Consider the following 22,500-nt stretch of genomic DNA (forward strand, 5'->3'; position numbering starts at 1 on the left):
GCGGGAGCGGACTGAAAGGACACGGCCGACTCGGCTGAAGCTGTATGAATCGGAAGACAGTAATACGAAATCTTGCCATCGTTTTCGGCATTCTGTTGGTGATCTATGCCTTCAGTTACTTCGGTAACGACACGCGGGACTGGAAGACGGTCGACACCTCGGTGGCGATCGCCCAGCTCGACGATCGCAATGTCGAGTCCGCGCAGATCGACGACCGCGAGCAGCAGATCCGGCTGACTCTGCGGGAGGCGTCCGACGCCACCGACAACGAGACGCAGATCATCGCCAAGTACCCGGACTCGGCGTCGGAGCAGATCTTCGACAAGGTCGACTCGCAGGGCTTGGCGAGCTACAACACCACCGTCACCCAGGAGAGCTGGTTCAGCTCGTTCCTGCTGCTGATTCTTCCGATGGTGCTGATCCTCGGCGTGATCATCTTCGTCATGAGCCGCATGCAGGGTGGCGGCCGCGGCGGGGTCATGGGCTTCGGCAAGTCCAAGGCCAAGCAGCTGACGAAAGACATGCCCAAGACCACGTTCGCCGACGTCGCAGGCGCGGACGAGGCCGTCGAAGAGCTCTACGAGATCAAGGACTTCCTGCAGAACCCGGCGCGCTACCAGGCGCTCGGTGCCAAGATCCCGCGCGGCGTGCTGCTGTACGGCCCTCCCGGAACCGGCAAGACGCTGCTCGCGCGCGCCGTCGCAGGCGAGGCCGGAGTGCCGTTCTTCACCATCTCCGGCTCGGACTTCGTCGAGATGTTCGTCGGTGTCGGCGCATCCCGTGTGCGCGACCTCTTCGAGCAGGCCAAGCAGAACAGCCCCTGCATCATCTTCGTCGACGAGATCGACGCCGTCGGTCGCCAGCGCGGCGCGGGCATGGGCGGCGGACACGACGAGCGCGAGCAGACGCTCAACCAGCTGCTCGTCGAGATGGACGGCTTCGGTGAGCGCACCGGCGTCATCCTCATCGCCGCCACCAACCGCCCCGACATCCTCGACCCCGCCCTGCTGCGTCCGGGCCGCTTCGACCGCCAGATCCCGGTCGGTGCCCCCGACCTGGCCGGCCGTCGAGCAATCCTGAAGGTGCACTCGGCAGGCAAGCCCGTTGCTCAGGACGCCGACCTCGAAGGTCTCGCCAAGCGAACCGTCGGGATGTCCGGTGCCGACCTGGCCAACGTCATCAACGAAGCAGCACTGCTCACCGCACGCGAGAACGGCACCGTCATCACCGAGGCGTCGCTCGAGGAGTCGGTCGACCGCGTCGTCGGTGGCCCGCGCCGCAAGAGCCGCATCATCAGTGAGCACGAGCGCAAGATCACCGCGTACCACGAGGGTGGTCACACTCTCGCCGCGTGGGCGATGCCCGACATCGAGCCCGTCTACAAGGTCACCATCCTCGCTCGCGGTCGCACCGGTGGCCACGCGATGACGGTGCCCGAGGACGACAAGGGCCTGATGACGCGGTCGGAGATGATCGCTCGTCTCGTCATGGCCATGGGTGGCCGCGCAGCGGAGGAGCTCGTCTTCCACGAGCCGACCACCGGTGCGTCCTCGGACATCGACCAGGCGACCAAGATCGCCCGCGCGATGGTCACCGAGTACGGCATGAGCAGCAAGCTCGGAGCCGTTCGGTACGGGCAGGAACAGGGCGATCCGTTCCTCGGCCGTTCGATGGGCCAGCAGTCCGACTTCTCGCACGAGGTCGCCCGCGAGATCGACGAGGAGGTGCGCAAACTCATCGAGGCGGCGCACACCGAGGCGTGGGCCATCCTCAACGAGTACCGCGACCTGCTCGACACCCTTGCCTCGGAGCTGCTCGAACGTGAGACGCTCACCCGCAAGGACCTCGAGAAGATCTTCCACAGCGTCACCAAGCGTCCGCGCATCACCCTGTTCAACGACTTCGGTGATCGCAAGCCCTCGGACAAGCCGCCGGTCAAGACGCCCCGCGAACTCGCCGCCGAGCGCGGCGAGCCGTGGCCTCCGGTACCGCCGGCCCCGAAGCAGCTTCCGCCGCAACAGTTTCCGCAGCCCAGCTACGCCGGTTCTCCGCAGCTGACCAAGGGTGGCTACCCGAACGGAAGCAACGGATACAACGGCGGACCGACCAACGGCGTGCCCACCAACGGTGCCCCGTCGAACGGTGCTCCGACCAACGGTGGCCCGGTCAACGGATCACCGAGCACCGGGGACGTCGATGCGCCGAACACCGGTAGTGACCGACGCAGCGCCCCCGCAACCGGCGGTTACAACGGCGGTGGCTACAACGGTGGTTACGGCGGCCCGACCAACGGAGGCGCTCCCAACGGGGGCGGATACTCCGAAGGCCAGCGTCGGCAGGAACCTCGCCCGAGCGGCCCCGGCCAGGGCTCGCGTCCCGATTACGGTGCCCCGGCCGGATGGTCGGCTCCGGGGTGGCCCCCGCGCGACCAGCCTGCGGTTCCCCGGTACCAGGGACCGACAACGCCGCCGGTTCACGATCAGCCGAACCGCGAGCAGCCGGGATCGGACCAGAATCGGTACGAGCCGCCGCAGGGTCAGCCTCCGACGTACCGACAGCACCCGACCTATCAGCAGCCGCAGGCATACCAGCCGCCGACCGCTGTGCCGTCGAACCAACCGCCGACGAATCAACAGCCGGGATATCAGCCGCCGCAGTATCAGCCGGATCCGTTCCGGCCGGACACTCGGGACCAGGGTCGAACCTCTCGGCACGAGCCCCCGTACGGCCAGCACCAGGACGATGCCGGACCGGCCGAGGCGTCGCCACCCACGTGGGAGGTGCCGACTCCATCGCAGAGTTATCCGCTGCCCGGAGACGATCGTCCCTCGCACAACCCGTCCGAGGACTCGCACCGAGACGAGCGAGCAGAGGACGACGGCGACGAAGGTCCACGCACCCAACGCTGGGAAGGGCCGGGCGGTTCGTACCGCTAGGTCGGTCATTAGGCTGGCTGGGTCGACCCTTTCGGTCGGCCCAGTCCGTCGTTCGAACCGTGCTGCAGGTCGGCGCAGCTGCTCCGTGAGGAACAGGTGCGGTTCGGCCCAGCTGTCACATTCGCGGAGCCCAACCGGAGGTACGTTCTCGTGTCAGTCAACCGGACCGACGAGTCGGCAATCGACTCGGCAGAAGTCCCAGCAGCGCAGCAGCGGGCAGTGGAACAGACAGTGGCCTACGCCACCGGCGCGGTCTTCGACCAGCCCCGTGCCGAGGCCGCAGTGCGTGAGCTGTTGATCGCCGTCGGCGAGGATCCCGACCGTCCGGGTCTGCTCGACACGCCGGCCCGTGTGGCGCGTTCCTACCGTGAAATCTTCGCCGGGCTCTACACCGACCCGGACACGGCGCTGAACACGACATTCGACGAGGGGCACCAGGAACTGGTGCTCGTCCGCGACATCCCCATGTTCTCCACGTGCGAGCATCACCTGGTCTCGTTCCACGGCGTCGCACACGTCGGGTACATCCCGGGCAAGAGCGGCAAGGTCACCGGCCTGTCGAAGCTCGCGCGCGTGGTGGACATGTACGCCAAGCGCCCGCAGGTTCAGGAACGGCTGACCAGCCAGATCGCCGACGCGTTGATGCGCAAGCTCGACCCGCGCGGTGCGATCGTCGTGATCGAGGCCGAGCACCTGTGCATGGCCATGCGCGGGATTCGCAAGCCGGGTGCCAGCACCACCACGTCGGCGGTGCGGGGTCTGTTGCAGTCCAGCGCGGCATCGCGTTCGGAAGCTCTGGACCTGATTCTGCGGAAATGACGCGTCCGGTCGAGTCCCGATGAACCCGGCGCGCAGTATCCCCCCGGCACCGGTCGTCATGGGTGTCCTCAACGTCACCGCCGATTCGTTTTCCGACGGCGGTCGATACCTCGATGTCGATGCCGCCGTCGAACACGGGCTGGCTATGCACCGTCGCGGAGTCGACATCGTCGACGTCGGTGGCGAGTCGACGCGTCCCGGAGCAGACCGGATCGATCCGACTCTCGAGGCGCAGCGCGTCGTGCCGGTCATCGCTGCGCTGGCCGCAGCAGGGGTGACCACCAGCGTCGACACCATGCGTGCCTCGGTCGCCGAGGCCGCGATCGAGGCCGGGGTCTCGATCGTCAACGACGTCTCGGGTGGTCGCGCGGATCCGGCCATGGCCGGGGTCGTTGCGGACGGCGGATTGCCGTGGATCCTGATGCACTGGCGAGCTGCCGGATCCGAGTATCGGCACGCCGGCCCGGCCGATCGATACGACGACGTGGTCGCCGACGTCCGCAGCGAACTGCTCGAACAGGTCGATCACGCGGTGGCCGCGGGCGTGGACACGGCGATGCTCGTGCTCGATCCAGGCCTCGGATTCGCCAAGAACGCCGAGCACAACTGGCAACTGCTGCGGGGCCTGCCGGACTTGGTGTCGGCCGGCTTCCCGGTACTCGTCGGTGCTTCCAGGAAGCGCTTTCTCGGCTCGCTGTTGGCGGACGACGACGGTACTCCGCGACCGCCGGACGGGCGAGAGACCGCCACCGCCGTGGTGTCGGCGCTCGCGGTCGCCGGGGGAGCATGGGGTGTGCGCGTGCACGACGCCCGCGCATCACTCGACGCGGTCGCCGTCGTACGGGCATGGCAGGGTGATCGGGCATGAGCGAGATCAGCAGCCACGGCGGCAGGGGGACGCGCCGCGGCGACCGCATCGAACTACGGGGCCTGACGGTGCGCGGCAATCACGGCGTCTTCGACTTCGAGAAGCGAGACGGGCAGGACTTCGTCGTCGACATCACCGTGTGGATGGACCTGCGGCCCGCGGCCGAGACCGACGACCTGACCCGAACGCTGCACTACGGAGAACTGGCCGAGCACGCTGCGGCCGTCGTCGCGGGCCCGTCCAGGGACCTGATCGAGACGGTCTCGGCCGAGATCGCCGAGGTCGTGTTGGCGTACGACTCTCGCGTCGACGCGGTGGAAGTGGTGCTGCACAAGCCGTCGGCCCCGATCCCACTGACGTTCGGGGACGTTGCCGTGGTGGCGTACCGGGAGCGGGTGTGACCCGCGCGGTGCTGTCCATCGGCAGCAACATCGGTGACTCCCTCGCCCACTTGCGTTCTGTCACAACCGAATTGGGTTCGCGCGTGGTGTCCTGCTCGCCGGTGTACCGTTCGGCTCCCTGGGGTGGCGTCGAGCAGCAGGACTTCCTCAATGCGGTCGTGGTGGCCGAGGACGATGACTTCGACGCCTGGGACTGGTTGCGCTTCGGTCAGCGCCTGGAGGAGGCGGCCGATCGCGTTCGAGTGCAGCGGTGGGGGCCGCGGAGCCTCGACGTCGACGTGGTGGTGTGCGAGAACACGATCAGCGACGACCCTCGTTTGATCCTCCCGCACCCGCGCGCGCACGAACGAGCGTTCGTACTGCTGCCGTGGCTGGACGTCGAACCGGACGCCACCCTGCGTGTCGGCGACGACGACATTTCGGTGTCCGAGTTGCTCGCGCGACTGAGTGCGGAGGAGCGGGCCGGGGTGACGAAGCAGGAGTGGAGCCTGCAGGAACGACCTGTGGAGCACGACGGCGTCGGTGATGGGTCGTGGTGACCAATCCCACCAAGGTCTGGGATGTCTTGGGTCTTTTCCTGGTGGCCGCGATCGGCACGTGGCTGTTGGTTCGGGTCTTCTACGGCTCGTTGCCGCCGATTCCGGTGTACGCCGGGGCGTCGTTGTATCTGGTGGCAGTGGTGCAAGTGGTGACTGCGGTGATCGTGCGCAATCGCATCGCCGAGCACCGGGTGGGCACCGGTCTGCACGATCTGCATCCGCTGACGGTGTTCAGAGCGTTGGTGTTGGCGAAGGCATCGATGCTGGTGGGGACTGCCGTCGTTGGCGTGTGCGTCGGATTTCTGGTGTACGTGCTGCCGCGTGCGGCGACGATACGTGCAGCGTCGTCGGATCGGGCCGGAGCCGTCGTTGCGCTCGTGGCCGGACTGGCCGTCGTCGCTGCTGCGGTGTGGCTCGAACAGTGCTGCCGTGCCCCGAAAGACCGTGACGACGAGCGTTCTCGGTAACCCTCGAAACATTTGATTGTTACCTCGGTTGTGTAAGTGATCGGTCGAGGATGACTATTTGCGAACGATTTGCCAGTTACCCTTGTGGACATGACAGATCAGACTCGCGCAAAGAAGGGACGCCGTAAGAGGCGTAGTGCGAGCCAGCTGTTCCTCGCGGCGCTCGTCGTGTTCGGCATCATCGCCAGTGTGTTGTTGCTCTTCACCGAGAGCGTGCAGTGGATGAGAGTCGGTGTTCTCTCGGCGCTGTGGGCTGCGGTGATCGGTGCGTTCGCGATGACCAAGTACCGGCGTGAGGCGGCCGCAGATCAAACCAAGGCCAAGGACCTGCAGACGGTCTACGAGCTGCAGTTGGCTCGGGAGATCTCGGCGCGACGCGAGTACGAGATGAGCGTCGAAGCTCGGGTTCGTGGCGAATCGCAGCTCGAGATCGACGAGGTCGCAGCGCTGCGCAACGAACTCGCTGCCCTTCGCCAGAATCTCCAGGTGCTCTTCGACGGCAATCTGCCCACCGAACGTGTGGCACTGCGCGCCGAAGCGATGAGGATGCAAGAACTCGGCGGACGCGGATACGACAGCTACCAGCCTGCGCCGTCCGGCCTGTACGTCCCCGGTCGCGGGAACGGCAACGGTGCGATGGCACCGGGAACCGGCCTCAACGGTGTCGGAACGCCCTACGACGAGCCGGTCACGGCCGAGACCTCGGTGGTGTACCCCGAGGATCCGGACGAGATGCCGCAGGCCACAGCCTCCGCACCGGCGGCGGCCGCCGAGGCGGATCAGGATCGGTACGCCGAGGATTCGTTCGCGGAAACGAGCTACGACACCGAGTCCTCCGATGCGGACTCGTTCGAACGAACCGGGGCGCAGGCACGTCCTTACGGCGCACCGAGGCCTGCGGGGCGCGTCACTCCGCCCAGCTCGCCTTTCACCGCATACGACTTCGAGCAGACGCGTCGACCCGTTGCCGAGCCGGAACCGGCGGCGGAGCCCGAGCCACAGGTCGAGGAAGAGACGTACGAGACCGGACACGCGGACGTCGATGCGGCCGGTTCGTATTCCACGGAGTCGTTTTCCACGGAGTCGTTTGCGGCGGAGCCGGCCGAGCAGTACGAAACCGAACCTGCAGCGGAACCGAGCGACGACGCCTTCTCTGCCTCGCGCGCCTCGTTGCGTGAATCGGCCGACGCGTTCTTCACGGCCGATCAGGACTACGAGACACCGGCCGAGGACACTGCCGTCTCGTCCCGGCGAGGTCGTAGGCGCGCGGAATCGGCCGACGACGAGGATGCGTCGGGCGCACACTCGAACGGTCGATCGGTTGCCGAGATCATGGCCGGTCTGCAAGGCGGAGGGTCCGGTGATGCGGCCGTGACCGATCCGGGTACACGTCGCCGTCGTCGTCGCGCAGACTGAGAACCAGATCACACAGCTCTCCCATGGCCTGCGAGGGGTCGCGGTCGCTATTGTTCCGTGCAGGACGTCTGGTACCCGCCGAGCGGGACTGGAACGAACGAGAGGAATTTTTCGGTGACCTTTTCCGGCACCGGTGGTCTGTCTCCGGCTCGCCTGACGGTTGGTGTCGTCTCGGCGGGACGGGTCGGTACCGCATTCGGTGAGGCGCTCGAACGCGTCGGGCATGTCGTCGTCGGTGCTGCCGCGGTGTCCGATGCGTCCCTCGCGCGAGTGCGTGAGCGACTTCCCGAGTCCCAGGTTCTGCCCGTCGACGAGGTTGCTCGTCGAGCAGAGCTGCTCGTTCTGGCCGTACCGGACAGCGAGTTGGCGTCGATCGTCGCGGGCCTGGCGTCCACCGGGGCGGTTGCACCGGGAAAGTTGGTGGTGCACACCTCCGGCGCGAACGGGATTTCGGTGCTCGAGCCCCTGGCTGCCCTCGGTGCCGTGCCGTTGGCCATCCATCCGGCGATGACGTTCAGCGGCGGAGTCGAGGACACCGACCGGATGACGGCGGCGTGTTTCGGCATCACTGCAGGCGACGAGATCGGCTATGCGGTGGCGCAGGCTCTCGTCCTCGAGATCGGCGGCGAGCCGGTGCACGTGCCCGAGAACAACCGAGCGCTCTACCACGCCGCGCTCGCTCATGGCAGCAATCACCTCGTCACGCTGGTGGTCGACGCGGTCGAAGCGCTCCGGGTTGCCTTGGCGGGACCAGGTTTTCCCGGTTCGGACTCCGAACGTGGTGTACCCGAGCGGGTTCTGGCTCCACTGCTCGAAGCTGCGCTGGACAACGCGTTGCGCAACGGCCAGTCGGCGCTCACCGGACCGGTGGCCCGCGGCGACACCGCTGCAGTCGGCAAGCATCTCGACGTACTCGAATCCGTGGATGCGCGGATCGCAGCCGGATACCGCGCCCTGTCGTTGCGTTCGGCGCAGCGCATCGGTGCCAAGGCAGACCTGATCGAACTTCTGGAAGGGAATCGATGACCCTCGCGGGCAGCTACACCAAGGGGCAGTTGACGGTTCACCACGATCCCGCGGTGATCACGTCGGTGTCGAAAGCGCTGCGAGGCGTCGGGAAGCAGGTTGCTCTGGTCCCGACGATGGGCGCGCTGCACGCCGGGCACCTGCAGTTGGTGCGGCAGGCCAAGCTCACCGGTGCCGTGGTGATCGTGTCGATCTTCGTCAACCCGTTGCAGTTCGGTGTCGGTGAGGACCTCGATTCCTACCCACGGACTCTCGACGCCGATGTCGCGCTGCTGCGTGAGGAGGGCGTCGAGCTGGTCTTCGCGCCGTCGGCTTCGGACATGTATCCGTCGGGTCCGCGCACCACCGTCAATCCCGGTCCGCTCGGCGCTGAACTCGAAGGGCGCAGCAGGCCAACGCATTTCGCCGGAATGCTCACGGTCGTGGCCAAGCTGCTGCAGATCGCGGCTCCCCATCGCGCGTACTTCGGGGAGAAGGACTACCAGCAACTGACGTTGATCCGACAGATGGTGCGCGATCTGAACTTCGACGTCGCGGTCATCGGGGTGCCGACGGTTCGCGAGCAGGACGGCCTCGCACTGTCCTCGCGTAACCGATATCTCGATGCCGAGCAGCGCGACGCGGCGATGGCATTGTCGGCCGCGCTGGTGGCCGGTGCGCACGCTGCGGCCGGCGGTCCCGAGGCCATCATCGCCACCGCGCGTGCCGTCCTCGACGAGGCACCGCTGGTGCAGGTCGACTACCTGGAGGTGCGCGACCCGCATCTCGGCCCCGCTCCCGAACGTGGAGACGGAAGACTGCTCGTGGCCGCCAAGGTGGGCACCACGAGATTGATCGACAACGTCGGTGTCGCCGTCGGCACCGGTTTCCTCGAGTACCCCGACGATCCCAAAAGCGGAGAGTGACACGATGTTTCGTACCATGATGAAGTCCAAGATTCATCGCGCCACCGTCACGCATGCAGATCTGCACTACGTGGGCTCGGTGACCGTCGACCAGGATCTGATGGAGGCGGCCGATCTGCTCGAAGGCGAGCAGGTCACGATCGTCGACATCGACAACGGTGCTCGTTTGGAAACCTACGTCATCACCGGCCAGCGCGGCAGCGGTGTCATCGGAATCAACGGAGCCGCAGCGCATCTGGTGAACCCGGGCGATCTGGTCATTCTGATCGCCTACGGGGTGATGAACGAGCAGGAGGTTGCCGACTATGCGCCGCGGGTGGTGTTCGTCGACGAGAAGAACCGTCCGGTCGAACTCGGCAGCGACCCGGCCCATGCGCCTGCGGGCTCGGGTCTGATCACGCCGCGCGATCTGCGGGCCGATTCCGTGCTGGTCTGATTCGATGCTCCTCGCGATCGATGTGCGCAACACCAGCACCGTGGTCGGTCTGTTCACTGGCACAGGGGATCACTCGAAACTGCTGCGAGATTGGCGAATTCGGACCGACCCGCATGTGACGGCCGACGAGCTGGCGCTGATGTTGCGTGGTCTGCTGGGTGAGGATGCCGAACGGATCACCGGAGTCACTGCGCTGTCGACCGTGCCGTCGGTGCTGCGGGAGATGCGGACGATGCTCGCGCGCTACTGGGATCACGTGGTGCACGTGATGGTCGAACCCGGTGTGCGGACCGGCGTGCCGTTGCTGGTCGACAACCCCAAAGAGGTCGGTGCCGATCGCATCGTCAATACCCTTGCCGCACACGACCTGTACGGCTCGGCATGCATCGTGGTGGACTTCGGTACCACCACCTGCGTCGACGTCGTCTCGGCCAAGGGCGAATTCCTGGGCGGTGCCATCGCTCCCGGACTGGAGATGTCGGCGTCGGCCATGTCGACTCGCACGGCCACGTTGCGCGAGGTGGAGATGGTTCGGCCTCGTTCGGTGCTGGGCAAGAACACCGTCGAATGCATCCAGTCGGGCACCATCTTCGGGTTCGCGGGACTGGTGGACGGCCTCGTCGGGCGAATTCGACGCGAGGTTCGCGAGGTGACCGGAACGGATGTCGCGATCATCGGCACCGGCGACATCGCCGCGCTGATCCTGCCCGAGTCGACGACCATCGAGCACCACGAACCCGACCTGACCCTCGAGGGCCTGCGTCTGGTCTACGAACGCAACATGGCAAAACGACGTCCGCGCTGAGTGTTTCGGTGGTGTGGGGTAGCGCATCGGGCGGTCGTGTGTCAGAATCGTCGGCGTGATGACGTGCATGGCCACCCAGGAGTGTTGTCGAGGCTGAACCCTGCCTCGTTCGTAACACACCCCTGGAGTAGAGCTTCATGCTTTCCACACCTGTACTTTCTGCACCCTCCCGCACCCGATTGTCGTCGCGTTCGGTCTCGACGCTGCCGACTCGGTTGCGTCCACCCGACCTGCTGCGGATCACCGATCAAGGCGCATCCGACGTCCTCGAGGGCCGCTTCGACCACCTGCTTCCCGATGGCGGCCTCTGGCCGACCGTCGAGCGCTGGGCCGCCAGGCTGCATTCCGACGACGATCTCGACGTCTGGCTGATCAGCTGGGTTCCCGATCGTTCCACCGAACTGCACGACCATGCGGGCTCGCTCGGCGCGCTGACCGTTCTGAGTGGATCGCTACTCGAATATCGTTGGGCTGGAACAGGACTGAAGCAGCGTCGTCTCGACGCCGGTGATCAGGCGTCGTTCCCGCTCGGTTGGGTGCACGACGTGATGCACGATCCGACGTCGGCGACGACCGGGCCCACCCTCAGCGTGCACGCCTACTCGCCGCCGCTGACGGCGATGTCCTACTACGAAGTGACCGAACGGTCCACGCTGCGTCGTACCCGCAGCGAGCTCACCGACGCACCCGAAAAGGCCACGCTGTGACCATCCAGACCATGACCATCGTCGAAATGCTCGAATCCGCGCGCGAGACCATCGATCGCATGACCGTCTTCGAGCTGCGCGACGCCGTCGCCCGCGGAGCCGTCGTCGTCGACATCCGCCCGCAGGCGCAGCGCGCCGTCGAGGGGACCCTGCCCGGAGCGCTCGCCATCGAACGCAACGTCCTCGAATGGCGTCTGGACCCGACGAGCGATGCGCGCCTGGCGATCGCCGTCGATCACGACGTGGAGTGGGTCGTCATCTGCTCGGAGGGCTACACCTCCTCGCTCGCGGCCGCGTCGCTCAAGCTGCTGGGTCTGCACAAGGCCACCGATCTGGTCGGCGGCTACCAGGCCCTGAAAACGGCTGGATTGCTCGGGGTGTTGACGCAGGCCAAGCACTGCGTTCGTGAAGCCGAGGCCGTCGCAGCGCACTGATCGTCCTGACAGTCCTGGACTGTAAAGTGTCTGCGCGTGAGTGATACAGCTTCTACCCAGCCGGCCGACGACACCCCGGAGCAGCTACGGATTCGTCGCGCCAAGCGCGCTTCGTTGCTCGAGCGCGGGGTCGAGGCGTACCCGGTGTCGGTTCCGCGGACCCATTCGCTGCTCGAGATCCGAACCGAATTCCCCGAGCTCGAACCCGATACGACGACCGGCCTGATCGTCGGAGTCGTCGGCCGCGTCATCTTCGTGCGCAACACCGGCAAGCTGTGCTTCGCGACGCTGCAGGAGGGTGACGGCACTCAACTGCAGGCGATGATCAGCCTGGCCGGCGTCGGCGAGGACGCTCTGGCGGAGTGGAAGTCCGATGTGGATCTCGGCGACTTCGTCTTCGTGCACGGCGAGGTCATCAGCTCCCGTCGCGGCGAGCTGTCCGTCATGGCCGACGGCTGGCAGATCGCGTCGAAGTCGTTGCGGCCGTTGCCCGTCGCGCACAAGGAGCTCAACGAGGAGACGCGCATCCGGCAGCGTTACCTGGACCTGATCACCAACCCGGTCTCACGAGAGACCGCCCGCAAGCGCATCGCCGTCGTTCGTGAACTGCGCAACGCACTCGAGCGTCGTGGTTTTCTCGAGGTCGAGACGCCGATGCTGCAGACGCTGCACGGCGGTGCGGCTGCCCGACCGTTCGTCACCCACTCGAACGCGATGGACACCGATCTCTACCTCCGCATCGCACCGGAGCTGTTCCTCAAGCGCTGCGTCGTCGGCGGCATCGAGAAGGTCTTCGAGATCAACCGCAACTTCCGCAACGAAGGTGCCGACTCCTCCCACTCGCCGGAATTCGCGATGCTCGAGACGTACGAGGCCTACGGCACGTACGACGATTCGGCGAAGATGACCCGTGAGCTGGTCCAGGAAGTGGCCATGGCCGCGCTCGGATCCACGGTCGTGACGCTGCCCGACGGCACCACCTACGACCTCGGCGGCGACTGGACGACGCTCGAGATGTACCCGTCGCTGTCGGAATCGCTCGGATTCGAGGTCACTCCCGACACCACCGTCGACGAACTGCTCGCGATCGCCGACAAGGTGGGCGTCGAGGTGCCGCGCAAGGACGGCGTCCCGATCTACGGCCACGGCAAGCTCGTCGAGGAGCTGTGGGAACACCAGGTGGGCGACGCATTGACCGAGCCAACGTTCGTCCGCGACTTCCCGGTCGAGACGTCCCCGCTGACGCGTCAGCACCGCAGCAAGCCCGGCGTCACCGAGAAATGGGATCTGTACGTTCGCGGATTCGAGCTGGCCACCGGCTACTCGGAGCTGGTGGATCCGATCATCCAGCGCGAGCGTTTCGAGGACCAGGCGCGTCAGGCCGCCGCCGGCGACGACGAGGCCATGGTGCTGGACGAGGACTTCCTCGCCGCGATGGAGCAGGGCATGCCGCCGACCACCGGAACCGGCATGGGCATCGACCGTTTGCTGATGGCGCTGACCGGCCTCGGCATCCGCGAAACGATCCTGTTTCCGATCGTCAAGCCGTCCCAGACCTGATCGGACGGTAAAGGACTGTTCGCCAGCAGCGGACAGCCGATGGGAAACGTTTTGCATAGTGCCTGCGTTATGAACAGTAAGCAGCCACGGAAGTCCGTTCGAGTGGGCGGTTGCGCAGCATTTCAGGGGTGGAGGGTCGGCGTTCGTAACGTCGGCCAACTACAGTGAGAAGCAGTCTTACCTTCAAATGCACAAGCGACCGCAGTGTTATGGACACTGCAGCGCTAGAAGAACTGGCGGGCGAGCAACCACCCGCCAAGAAGTGAGGGAGAGCGATGTTCGAGAGGTTCACCGATCGCGCGCGGCGTGTTGTCGTCCTGGCTCAAGAAGAAGCCCGGATGCTCAACCACAACTACATCGGCACGGAGCACATTCTGCTCGGCCTCATCCACGAGGGCGAAGGCGTCGCAGCCAAGTCTCTCGAGTCGCTGGGCATCTCCCTCGAAGGAGTACGCAGCCAGGTAGAGGAAATCATCGGCCAGGGCCAGCAGGCTCCGTCCGGTCACATTCCGTTCACCCCGCGCGCCAAGAAAGTACTCGAGCTCAGCTTGCGTGAAGCACTGCAGCTCGGCCACAACTACATCGGCACCGAGCACATTCTGCTGGGTCTGATCCGCGAAGGCGAAGGCGTCGCAGCTCAGGTTCTGGTCAAGCTCGGAGCCGACCTCAACCGCGTGCGCCAGCAGGTCATCCAGCTGCTCTCGGGCTACCAGGGCAAGGAGCCCAGCGAGTCCGGCAGTGGCCGCGGCGAGGCGGGCACCCCGTCGACGTCGCTGGTCCTCGACCAGTTCGGTCGCAACCTGACGCAGGCCGCGCTCGAGGGCAAGCTCGACCCGGTCATCGGTCGCGCGAAGGAAATCGAGCGCGTCATGCAGGTGCTCTCGCGTCGTACCAAGAACAACCCCGTCCTCATCGGTGAGCCCGGTGTCGGTAAGACCGCAGTCGTCGAGGGCCTCGCGCAGGCCATCGTCAACGGCGAGGTTCCCGAAACGCTCAAGGACAAGCAGCTCTACACCCTCGACCTCGGCTCGCTCGTGGCCGGCAGCCGTTACCGCGGTGACTTCGAGGAGCGCCTGAAGAAGGTGCTCAAGGAGATCAACACCCGCGGCGACATCATCCTGTTCATCGACGAGCTGCACACGCTCGTCGGCGCAGGTGCCGCCGAAGGTGCCATCGACGCAGCGTCGATCCTCAAGCCGAAGCTGGCTCGTGGCGAACTGCAGACCATCGGTGCCACCACCCTCGACGAGTACCGCAAGTACATCGAGAAGGACGCCGCCCTCGAGCGTCGTTTCCAGCCCGTCCAGGTCGGCGAGCCGACCGTCGAGCACACCATCGAGATCCTCAAGGGTCTGCGCGATCGCTACGAGGCACACCACCGCGTCTCGATCACCGACGGTGCCCTCGTCGCGGCCGCCACGTTGGCCGACCGGTACATCAACGATCGGTTCCTGCCCGACAAGGCAATCGACCTCATCGACGAGGCGGGCGCGCGGATGCGCATCCGCCGGATGACCGCGCCGCCAGACCTGCGTGAGTTCGACGACAAGATCGCCGACGCACGCCGGGAGAAGGAATCGGCCATCGACGCACAGGACTTCGAGAAGGCTGCGAACCTGCGCGACAAGGAGAAGACCCTCGTCGGTCAGCGCGCCGAGCGCGAGAAGCAGTGGCGCTCGGGCGACCTCGACGTCATTGCCGAGGTGGACGACGAGCAGATCGCCGAAGTCCTGGGCAACTGGACCGGCATCCCCGTCTTCAAGCTCACCGAGGAGGAGACCACCCGTCTGCTCCGCATGGAAGACGAGCTGCACAAGCGGATCATCGGCCAGGTCGAGGCAGTCAAGGCCGTCTCCAAGGCGATCCGTCGTACCCGTGCAGGTCTGAAGGACCCGAAGCGTCCGTCGGGCTCGTTCATCTTCGCCGGCCCGTCCGGTGTCGGTAAGACCGAGCTGTCGAAGGCTCTCGCGAACTTCCTCTTCGGCGAGGACGACGCGCTGATCCAGATCGACATGGGCGAGTTCCACGACCGCTTCACCGCGTCGCGTTTGTTCGGTGCTCCTCCCGGATACGTCGGCTACGAAGAGGGTGGCCAGCTCACCGAGAAGGTCCGCCGCAAGCCGTTCTCCGTCGTGCTGTTCGACGAGATCGAGAAGGCCCACTCGGAGATCTACAACACGCTCCTGCAGGTGCTCGAAGACGGGCGTCTCACCGACGGCCAGGGACGCACGGTCGACTTCAAGAACACCGTGCTGATCTTCACCTCGAACCTCGGTACCGCAGACATCTCGAAGGCAGTGGGCCTCGGCTTCTCCTCGGGTGAAGGCACCGGCTCGAACTACGAGCGGATGAAGCTCAAGGTCAACGACGAGCTGAAGAAGCATTTCCGCCCCGAGTTCCTGAACCGCATCGACGACATCGTCGTGTTCCACCAGCTCACGCGAGACGAGATCATCCAGATGGTCGATCTCATGCTCAACCGAGTCGAAGGTGCGCTCAAGAACAAGGACATGGCAATCGAGGTCACCGAGAAGGCCAAGTCGTTGCTGGCCAAGCGCGGATTCGACCCCGTCCTGGGTGCGCGGCCACTGCGTCGCACCATCCAGCGCGAGATCGAGGACGCGTTGTCGGAGAAGATCCTCTTCGGCGAAATCGAAGCCGGCCAGATCATCCTGGTCGACGTCGAGAACTGGGACGGCGAAGGCGCAGGCGAGGACGCGAAGTTCACGTTCCGCGGCGAGAAGAAAGCCATCATCGTCCCCGACGAGGTCCCGGTCGACCTGGCCAAGGCCACCGGAGACAGCGACAGCGAGTAAATTTCACAGTTCACGACAACGGGCGATCCTCTTCGGAGGGTCGCCCGTTGTCGTGTGTCCGCCCGTCGCGTGTTCGCTCACCGTTCGCCCGTCCCCCCGTTCGCGTCAATGGACCCTTGCACTGCCCAGACGTATGCAACGGTCCATTCACGCAGCTCATGGACGGGCGTGAATGGACCGTTGCACCGCTCAGACGTGTGCAGTGGTCCATTGACGGAAGACCCGAGCGCCGAGGGCAACAGCGATGAGGGCAAGTTCGGCGAGCAGGATCCAGAACAGCAGCGCGATGTCAGGGGCCCAGCGGGCCAGGGTCGAGATCGGTGCTCCGGTGAGTGCGGGCAGTGAGAAGTACAGCAGTCCGCCTGCGCCGAGGGCAGTCAGAACACGCGCCAGTGCCCATCGTCCGGGAGCGGCTCCGAATCCGAGCAGGGTTCTCGTGGCACATATCGCCAACAACACCGCGAGTGCAGACGCTCCGATCAGGGCTATCTCGTAGAGACCGAGTCCGGCGGCGCGGGGTTCGTCGATACCGAGTCGGGTGAGTACGAGGGAGCGGGCCGCGGAGGCAAGGTTGTCGGCGTCGAGTTCGCCGTATCGGTTGGTCGCGAACACCACGGCCAGGTGTCGTTCCGGAACGAGTGCGACGTGAGTGAAATAGCCCGGGACGGCGCCGGAATGCCATCGCATCTCGGTACCGTCGGGCAGCGTCTCGACGTACCACCCGTATCCGTACGCCGTGCCCGAACCCGTCGGCACCGTATCCGAACTGTTCGACGCCGGTGCGGTCAGTTGCGTGGATGCGTAGCGGGAGAGCTCGGCGATGGATCCGCTCAGATAGCCGTAGCCCAATCCCGCGGAGTCGATGCCGGTGTCGATGCTGCGCGGGAAGGTGAAGAACGGTACGTGGCCGGGTGTGACGGCACCGGCAGTGTGCACTCCGGTCTCGCGGGCGACGACGTCGGCGAAGGGTTCGGCGGTGACCTTCTCGACGATCGCCTGCAGCAGTAAGTAATTGAGACTCGAGTAGCGGAAGGTGCCGCGTTCGCCGACGGTGACGTCCAGGGTGGGGACGACGTCGAGCGCTCGCTCGGAACGTCCCCACACGTCCAATTCGGTGACGTCGTGGGGGAGTCCACTGGTGTGGTGGATCAGGTCGTCGATCGTGACATCGCCGGGAACGAACGAATCGACCTCCGGGAGAATCGAATTCACGGTTCCACTCGGATCGAGGCGATGCTGCGAGGCGAGGGAGTACACCGTCGCCGCCGTCACCGACTTCGATACCGAACCCCACACGAACGGCGTTCTCTCGTCGATCGGCACCCCGTCCCCGTCCACCCCGTACTCGACGTCCTCCAACACCTCGTCCTCGGAGACGACGCGGAACGCAACCCCCGGCAACCCCAGTTCCTCGGCGACAATCTCGATGTCCGACGCCATGCCGGGATCCGGTGGGGTGGGGGAGCCCGCAGTAAGAACTGCTGCGACGGTGAGCAGGGCGTGGACGATGCGCATGGTTGGAGTGAACCAACCTCATCGTGGCCGACGCCTCGGTGATCACCCTGATTTCACACCTGAGATCAGCTCCTGCCCATCGGGTCGTTCCTGCAGGCTCCACTCCTGTCCCTATCGGGTCGTTCCTGCAGGCTCCACTCCTGCCTATCGGGTCGTTCCTGCAGGCTCCACTCCTGGCTATCGGGTCGTTCCTGCAGGCTCCACTCCTGCCCATCGGGTCGTTCCCGCAGGCTCCACTCCCGCCTATCGGGTCGTTCCTTCAGGCTCCACTCCTGCCTATCGGGTCGTTCCTTCAGGCTCCACTCCTGCGAGAATCAGCCCGGCGATCCAGGGCATCACGTCGGAGTAGGCCGCGAGAGCTCCGGGCAGGTGGTTCGCGCCCTCGACCGGTATGGCCGGGAGGTCGTATTCGCGGTAGGTGATGTCGGCACCCAGATCGCTCCAGCGTCGAAGCAGATTGCGGCTCTGCTCGATCGGTACGGTGTCGTCCTCGACTGCGTGCGAGAGGTACACCGGCATGACAGGGGCGATGCGCCCGACGGTGTTGGTCTCGATGATGTCGGCCAGAACCGGGTTGCTCAGTTGATCGTCGAGGGGTCGTCCGTCGCGGGTCAGTTCGGTCGTGCGCACTGTCGCGGTGGCCGCGGAGTCGGTGGTACACCAGTTCTGCGCGGCGTCGAGTGCGGCGATTCCGTCGGAGTCGAAGAGGCTGCGGATGCTGTCCGCCCGATCCGGGTAGGCATTGATCATTCCATCGACGGCGAAGAGCACGGCGCTGCCGAGGCCGGTGTTGTCGAGTGTCTCGATGTTGAGCGTCGGATCTGCCGGTGGCGCACCGACATACGCTCCCCGGATCTTCAGCTCCGGGGCATAGGTGGCGGCGAGTTCGGCAGCGGCCCCCGACGCGAATCCGCCTTCCGAGTAACCGAACAACACCACGGGGGCGTCATAGTCTGCGGTCCTGGCGGCGTCGAGCAGAGCTCGGCCCGACGCGATTCGGTTGAGGTAGGTGTGTCCGCCTGGGGTGCCCAGCCCCTGGTAATCGGTTGCGACGACGCGATATCCGGCGAGCAGAAGCGGCAGGATGGCCGGTGACGAGCCGACTGTCCCGAGAACTACCGAACCGGCGCAACGGTCCGCCATCCCGGAAGTGCCGGGCGCATAGGCGATCACCGGTCGCGGTCCGGGGCCGGTCCACGGAGCTGTGGGTGTCATCGAGTAGCCGGAGACGACCATGGGGTCATCGTGGGTGTCGGTGGAGCGATAGAGAATGCGTTCGATGTCGAATCCGAGTCCGAACCCCTTGGGTGAGTTGACGGGAAGGGTTCGGAGTACCTCGCCGGGCGACGCGGTGCCGACCGTCGCCACCGGCGCGTCGTAGAAGTCCGTCAGGGGGCCTGCCTCTGCCGTCGGCGTCGAGAATCCGACGATCGACAGCAACGCGATGGCCGCGATCGTCGCCGTGCGCGAGAACTTTTTCGTTTGTCGCACCCGTCGTGTCGACATCCTCGCACTCGGTAGCCCGGTCACCCCGCTGACGTTAGCCTGAGAAACAGGCCTACACAGGGTCGACAACGAAAGGATTCGGTTCGATGCCAACTCGCACCTCACGCACAGCTTGGAACGGAACGCTGGAACAGGGCTCCGGCCAGGTGGAGCTGTCCAGTTCCGGCGCAGCGACTTTCGACGTGTCGTTTCCCAAGCGCGCCGCCGAGAACGCAGACGGCACCACCAGTCCCGAGGAACTGATCGCCGCGGCTCATTCGAGCTGCTACGCGATGCAGTTGTCGGCGTTGATCGCGGAGGCGGGCGGCACCCCGCAGAGCCTCGAGGTCACCGCCGATGTCTCGCTGGGGCCCGACGAGCCGGGTTTCAAGCTGACCGGCATCAAGCTGACCGTGCGGGGCGAGGTCGAGGGTCTCGACGCCGACGGCTTCGCCAAAGCGGCTCAGGCGGCAAAAGAAACTTGTCCTGTCAGCAAGGCTCTCACCGGCGTGGACATCACACTGGACGCGGCTCTCGAGGGCTGAACGGACAAACCGCCCGAAGTGAGACTGGCGAACAATCGTCAGGTTTGAAATAGTTCGTTTCTCGACCCATCTGCAGGGTGGATCAGCAACGAATCGTGATCAAACGTCGGGTTCGATCGGCTGATGCGTACGTTCGGGGTATGCACCGACCGGCCTAGGAAGGATCAGCCCCACCATGTTGTGGACGCGCTTCCTGGGCCTCGGTGCACTCGCCGTGGCGGCGTACGCAACAGCCCCTACGGGAATACCCCAAAGTGCGTTGTACGCAATCGTGCTCCTGGCCACAGTCGCTGCGTTCGTGTACCGCTACCGTCGGGAACCAGGTCCGGACAAGCGGACCTGGAAGTACATGGCCGTCGGTGTCGGCTCCTGGGGCATCGGCGACGCGTTGGTGTCGATGGCGCAGGTCGGCGGCGGGCGAGTATCGACGTTCTCCTCGTCCGACGTCTTCTACCTGATCGGCTATCTGGTGATCGCCATCGGTTTCGCCCGAGCCGCCGACGAGAACGGGCTCGTGTTCGGGATCGAGGAGCTCCTCGAATGTCTGGTGGTTGCAGTCGGCTTCGGCCTCGCCACCTGGGTCTTCGTCATCTCCGACGGTTCGTCGTGGTCGTTTTCGTCGGCGCTGGAACTGTGGCCGGCCACGGTCTACCTCACCGTCGACGCATTTCTGCTGACGCTCGTCGGCAGTCTGTACCTGCTGACCCGGGCGACCACGGTGCCGTTCCTGGCAGCCACGGCGGGAGTGGTGTTGCTCGTGGCTGCCGATTTCGCGTCCTATGCGGCGGTCGGCAGCCACGAGCTCTACCGTTCGACTCTCCTGAACACGCTGTGGCTGGCGGCCTACGTGTGTTTCGGGGTGATCGCCCTGCACATTCCGGAAAGAACGGTCTCGCGTGTGGACCGGTCCAGCCCGTTCAGATTCGGGCGCGTGAGATTTCTCGGACTCAGTGTCGCGGTCGCCGTGACGCCCTCCGTGATGGCTGTTCAGTTGGCCCGCGGGATACCGGTCGATCAGTGGGGTTGGGTGATCGTGGCCTCGTCGGCCTTGGTCATCGCCCTCGTCGGGTGCCGCATGGCGTGCTTCCTGACCACGCTGCGCCTGCAGGCCGCAGTGCTCGAGGACGTGGCTCGCACGGACGCGGTCACGGGACTGGCCAGTCGGCGGCTGCTCCGAGAGCGGTTGGACACGATGCTCGCCACGCGTGGTGAGTCGGACGTCTTCACGCTCGTGGTGGACATCGATCGCTTCGCCCAGATCAACGAGACCTTCGGGTACAGCGTGGGAGACAGTGTGCTGCGCGAGATCGGTCACCGTCTGGTCGCATCGGTGCGATCCGATGACCTGGTGGGTCGGCTCGGTGGGGATCAGTTCGTCGTCGCCATGCGTCGGCGTCCCGCCCAGATCGACGTGTCGGATACCGCTGAGCGGCTCCAATTCGCAGTCAGCAGAACGATGTTCGTGCACGACATCAACGTTGCGCTCGACGCGGTCGTCGGAATCGCGTCGACCGAGGAGCCGGACGTCAGTCGAAGCGGCATCGAGAATCCGGAGGCCAATCCGGTCGACGGTGAGGCGATGCTTCAGCGCGCCCACGTGGCGTTGACGGCCGCGAAGGCCGGCCACACTCGAGTCGGCCGCTACGAACCCGACATGGATCGCGACCGCCACGATCAGATGCGGTTGCTGGGTGAACTCGACACAGCTATTCGTGACCACCAGCTTCGAGTGTTCTTTCAGCCGTGCCTGGATCTGGAATCCGGCAGCGTGGACCGCGTCGAGGCGTTGCTGCGGTGGCAGCACCCGCGTGAGGGCCTGATCGGACCCTCGATGTTTCTGCCCGACGCCGAGCGCACCGGCATGTTGCCCGCCATCACCGCGCTCGTGCTGGACGAGGCCTTGGCGCAGTGCAGCGAATTGCGTCGACGCGGTGTCGATCTGTCTGTGTCGGTGAATCTTTCGGTGAGAAACCTACTCGACGAGACACTCACCGAGCAGGTCGCAGCAGCGCTGGCGAAATACGCGGTTCCCGCTCATGCCTTGGAATTCGAGGTCACCGAGACGACTGCGATGACCGATCCGGTGCGTTCGGTGAATGCGTTGACGTCTCTGCGTGGCCTCGGCGTCACCATCGCGATCGACGACTACGGCACCGGCTACAGCTCGCTGGCCTACTTGCAGAGTCTGCCGGTGCAGACTCTCAAGATCGACCGCTCGTTCGTGTCGAAGATGAACACCGACGACACCGACGCGTCGATCGTGCGCTCGACCATCGACCTGGCTCGAAGCCTCGGGGTTCGGGTCATGGCAGAGGGGGTCGAGGACGCGGGCACACTGGATGCGCTTCGCGAACTCGGCTGCGACGGTGCCCAGGGCTACTTCCTGGGAAGACCTATGCCCGCTGAGTTCCTGGCCGATGCCGTGAGAAAACTGGATTCGGAGATGCCGACGAAACTCGAGTGGAGGCTCGCGCGCCAACACATCTGAGCGGCTTCACGAAGAAGCAGGCACGTCCAATACGACCTCGAACTCGAGCAGCGACGCTCCGGACGACACCGGCTTCGGGGAACGGGCACCGGCATGAGCCTCCCGCGATGGTCCCGCCGACCATGCCTGGAACGACTCCTCGTCCTCCCACTGGGTGACGACGAAGTAGCGCGTTTCGCCCTTGACCGGCCGCAGCAGTTGGAACCCGAGGAAGCCGGGGGAGCCGTCGACCGACCCGGCGCGCGCGGCGAAGCGCTTCTCGAGTTCGGGTCCTGCGCCCTCGGGTACGTCGATCGCATTGATCTTCACAATGGCCATGCTCGCGAGATTAC

General features: G+C 65.5%; 20 protein-coding genes. 17 read left to right on the forward strand and 3 right to left on the reverse strand.

Annotated elements, in window-relative coordinates; all coding sequences use genetic code 11:
• Positions 1 to 44: 44 nt before the first annotated feature.
• The 15 genes from ftsH to QM615_RS17515 all read left to right on the forward strand — a co-directional run bounded on the left by ftsH (position 45) and on the right by QM615_RS17515 (position 16,135).
• Positions 45 to 2,936, forward strand: coding sequence for an ATP-dependent zinc metalloprotease FtsH (gene ftsH, locus QM615_RS17445; RefSeq protein ID WP_149406455.1), 2,892 nt, complete (start codon positions 45 to 47; stop codon positions 2,934 to 2,936).
• 219 nt (positions 2,937 to 3,155) lie between these two features.
• Positions 3,156 to 3,755, forward strand: coding sequence for a GTP cyclohydrolase I FolE (gene folE / locus QM615_RS17450; RefSeq protein WP_037195562.1), 600 nt, complete (start codon positions 3,156 to 3,158; stop codon positions 3,753 to 3,755).
• A 19-nt stretch (positions 3,756 to 3,774) separates the two neighbouring features.
• Positions 3,775 to 4,623, forward strand: a complete 849-nt coding sequence (gene folP / locus QM615_RS17455; protein ID WP_188078689.1) for a dihydropteroate synthase — start codon at positions 3,775 to 3,777, stop codon at positions 4,621 to 4,623.
• Complete coding sequence (gene folB, locus QM615_RS17460; RefSeq protein ID WP_149406456.1) at positions 4,620 to 5,024, forward strand: dihydroneopterin aldolase; 405 nt, start codon at positions 4,620 to 4,622, stop codon at positions 5,022 to 5,024. Before folP ends, folB begins: the two co-directional genes overlap by 4 nt.
• Positions 5,021 to 5,563 (forward strand): 2-amino-4-hydroxy-6-hydroxymethyldihydropteridine diphosphokinase, encoded by a 543-nt coding sequence (gene folK / locus QM615_RS17465; RefSeq protein WP_149406457.1) that lies wholly within the window; start codon positions 5,021 to 5,023, stop codon positions 5,561 to 5,563. The genes folB and folK overlap by 4 nt, the downstream gene beginning before the upstream one ends.
• Positions 5,560 to 6,030 (forward strand): DUF3180 domain-containing protein, encoded by a 471-nt coding sequence (locus QM615_RS17470; protein ID WP_149406707.1) that lies wholly within the window; start codon positions 5,560 to 5,562, stop codon positions 6,028 to 6,030. Before folK ends, QM615_RS17470 begins: the two co-directional genes overlap by 4 nt.
• Positions 6,031 to 6,120: 90 nt before the next feature.
• A complete protein-coding gene (locus tag QM615_RS17475) occupies positions 6,121 to 7,446 on the forward strand; it encodes a DUF6779 domain-containing protein (RefSeq protein ID WP_149406458.1) in 1,326 nt (441 codons plus the stop codon).
• A 114-nt stretch (positions 7,447 to 7,560) separates the two neighbouring features.
• Positions 7,561 to 8,472 (forward strand): Rossmann-like and DUF2520 domain-containing protein, encoded by a 912-nt coding sequence (locus QM615_RS17480; RefSeq protein WP_149406459.1) that lies wholly within the window; start codon positions 7,561 to 7,563, stop codon positions 8,470 to 8,472.
• Complete coding sequence (panC, locus tag QM615_RS17485; RefSeq protein ID WP_149406460.1) at positions 8,469 to 9,377, forward strand: pantoate--beta-alanine ligase; 909 nt, start codon at positions 8,469 to 8,471, stop codon at positions 9,375 to 9,377. The genes QM615_RS17480 and panC overlap by 4 nt, the downstream gene beginning before the upstream one ends.
• Before the next feature lie 4 nt (positions 9,378 to 9,381).
• A complete protein-coding gene (gene panD / locus QM615_RS17490) occupies positions 9,382 to 9,813 on the forward strand; it encodes an aspartate 1-decarboxylase (protein WP_068053679.1) in 432 nt (143 codons plus the stop codon).
• 4 nt (positions 9,814 to 9,817) lie between these two features.
• Complete coding sequence (locus QM615_RS17495) at positions 9,818 to 10,618, forward strand: type III pantothenate kinase (protein WP_149406461.1); 801 nt, start codon at positions 9,818 to 9,820, stop codon at positions 10,616 to 10,618.
• Between the two features lie 137 nt (positions 10,619 to 10,755).
• Complete coding sequence (locus tag QM615_RS17500) at positions 10,756 to 11,325, forward strand: cysteine dioxygenase (RefSeq protein WP_262498430.1); 570 nt, start codon at positions 10,756 to 10,758, stop codon at positions 11,323 to 11,325.
• Positions 11,326 to 11,336: 11 nt separating this feature from the next.
• On the forward strand, positions 11,337 to 11,759 hold the full coding sequence (locus tag QM615_RS17505) for a rhodanese-like domain-containing protein (RefSeq protein ID WP_149406462.1): 423 nt from the start codon (positions 11,337 to 11,339) through the stop codon (positions 11,757 to 11,759).
• A gap of 36 nt (positions 11,760 to 11,795) precedes the next feature.
• A complete protein-coding gene (gene lysS / locus QM615_RS17510; protein WP_149406463.1) occupies positions 11,796 to 13,319 on the forward strand; it encodes a lysine--tRNA ligase in 1,524 nt (507 codons plus the stop codon).
• Between the two features lie 275 nt (positions 13,320 to 13,594).
• On the forward strand, positions 13,595 to 16,135 hold the full coding sequence (locus tag QM615_RS17515) for an ATP-dependent Clp protease ATP-binding subunit (RefSeq protein WP_094640916.1): 2,541 nt from the start codon (positions 13,595 to 13,597) through the stop codon (positions 16,133 to 16,135).
• 189 nt (positions 16,136 to 16,324) lie between these two features.
• Here the strand turns inward: QM615_RS17515 and QM615_RS17520 are convergent, their stop codons facing one another.
• A complete protein-coding gene (locus tag QM615_RS17520) occupies positions 16,325 to 17,650 on the reverse strand; it encodes a serine hydrolase domain-containing protein (RefSeq protein WP_149406464.1) in 1,326 nt (441 codons plus the stop codon).
• Positions 17,651 to 17,926: 276 nt separating this feature from the next.
• The gene (locus tag QM615_RS17525) at positions 17,927 to 19,141 is read right to left on the reverse strand and encodes an alpha/beta fold hydrolase (RefSeq protein ID WP_262498431.1); all 1,215 of its coding nucleotides are present in this window, start codon (positions 19,139 to 19,141) and stop codon (positions 17,927 to 17,929) included.
• Between the two features lie 101 nt (positions 19,142 to 19,242).
• Here QM615_RS17525 and QM615_RS17530 point away from each other — a divergent pair, with 101 nt between their 5' ends.
• Positions 19,243 to 19,680: an OsmC family protein gene (locus QM615_RS17530; RefSeq protein WP_068053702.1), complete on the forward strand. Its 438-nt coding sequence runs from the start codon at positions 19,243 to 19,245 to the stop codon at positions 19,678 to 19,680.
• A gap of 175 nt (positions 19,681 to 19,855) precedes the next feature.
• Positions 19,856 to 22,168, forward strand: a complete 2,313-nt coding sequence (locus tag QM615_RS17535) for a putative bifunctional diguanylate cyclase/phosphodiesterase (protein WP_149406466.1) — start codon at positions 19,856 to 19,858, stop codon at positions 22,166 to 22,168.
• Between the two features lie 6 nt (positions 22,169 to 22,174).
• Here QM615_RS17535 and QM615_RS17540 read toward each other — a convergent pair whose 3' ends face one another.
• Complete coding sequence (locus QM615_RS17540) at positions 22,175 to 22,486, reverse strand: antibiotic biosynthesis monooxygenase family protein (protein WP_149406467.1); 312 nt, start codon at positions 22,484 to 22,486, stop codon at positions 22,175 to 22,177.
• Positions 22,487 to 22,500: the final 14 nt, after the last annotated feature.

This window comes from Rhodococcus sp. IEGM 1341, from assembly GCF_030056895.1.
Classification (GTDB): Bacteria; Actinomycetota; Actinomycetes; order Mycobacteriales; family Mycobacteriaceae; genus Rhodococcoides.

Excerpts from the sequence above, each read along its gene's own strand:
- ftsH (WP_149406455.1), top strand. The coding sequence starts at position 45 with ATGAATCGGAAGACAGTAATACGAAATCTTGCCATCGTTTTCGGCATT.
- folP (WP_188078689.1), top strand. The coding sequence starts at position 3,775 with ATGAACCCGGCGCGCAGTATCCCCCCGGCACCGGTCGTCATGGGTGTC.
- folB (WP_149406456.1), top strand. The coding sequence starts at position 4,620 with ATGAGCGAGATCAGCAGCCACGGCGGCAGGGGGACGCGCCGCGGCGAC.
- QM615_RS17475 (WP_149406458.1), top strand. The coding sequence starts at position 6,121 with ATGACAGATCAGACTCGCGCAAAGAAGGGACGCCGTAAGAGGCGTAGT.
- panC (WP_149406460.1), top strand. The coding sequence starts at position 8,469 with ATGACCCTCGCGGGCAGCTACACCAAGGGGCAGTTGACGGTTCACCAC.
- panD (WP_068053679.1), top strand. The coding sequence starts at position 9,382 with ATGTTTCGTACCATGATGAAGTCCAAGATTCATCGCGCCACCGTCACG.
- QM615_RS17495 (WP_149406461.1), top strand. The coding sequence starts at position 9,818 with ATGCTCCTCGCGATCGATGTGCGCAACACCAGCACCGTGGTCGGTCTG.
- QM615_RS17500 (WP_262498430.1), top strand. The coding sequence starts at position 10,756 with ATGCTTTCCACACCTGTACTTTCTGCACCCTCCCGCACCCGATTGTCG.
- QM615_RS17505 (WP_149406462.1), top strand. The coding sequence starts at position 11,337 with ATGACCATCGTCGAAATGCTCGAATCCGCGCGCGAGACCATCGATCGC.
- QM615_RS17515 (WP_094640916.1), top strand. The coding sequence starts at position 13,595 with ATGTTCGAGAGGTTCACCGATCGCGCGCGGCGTGTTGTCGTCCTGGCT.
- QM615_RS17520 (WP_149406464.1), bottom strand. The coding sequence starts at position 17,650 with ATGCGCATCGTCCACGCCCTGCTCACCGTCGCAGCAGTTCTTACTGCG.
- QM615_RS17530 (WP_068053702.1), top strand. The coding sequence starts at position 19,243 with ATGCCAACTCGCACCTCACGCACAGCTTGGAACGGAACGCTGGAACAG.
- QM615_RS17535 (WP_149406466.1), top strand. The coding sequence starts at position 19,856 with ATGTTGTGGACGCGCTTCCTGGGCCTCGGTGCACTCGCCGTGGCGGCG.
- QM615_RS17540 (WP_149406467.1), bottom strand. The coding sequence starts at position 22,486 with ATGGCCATTGTGAAGATCAATGCGATCGACGTACCCGAGGGCGCAGGA.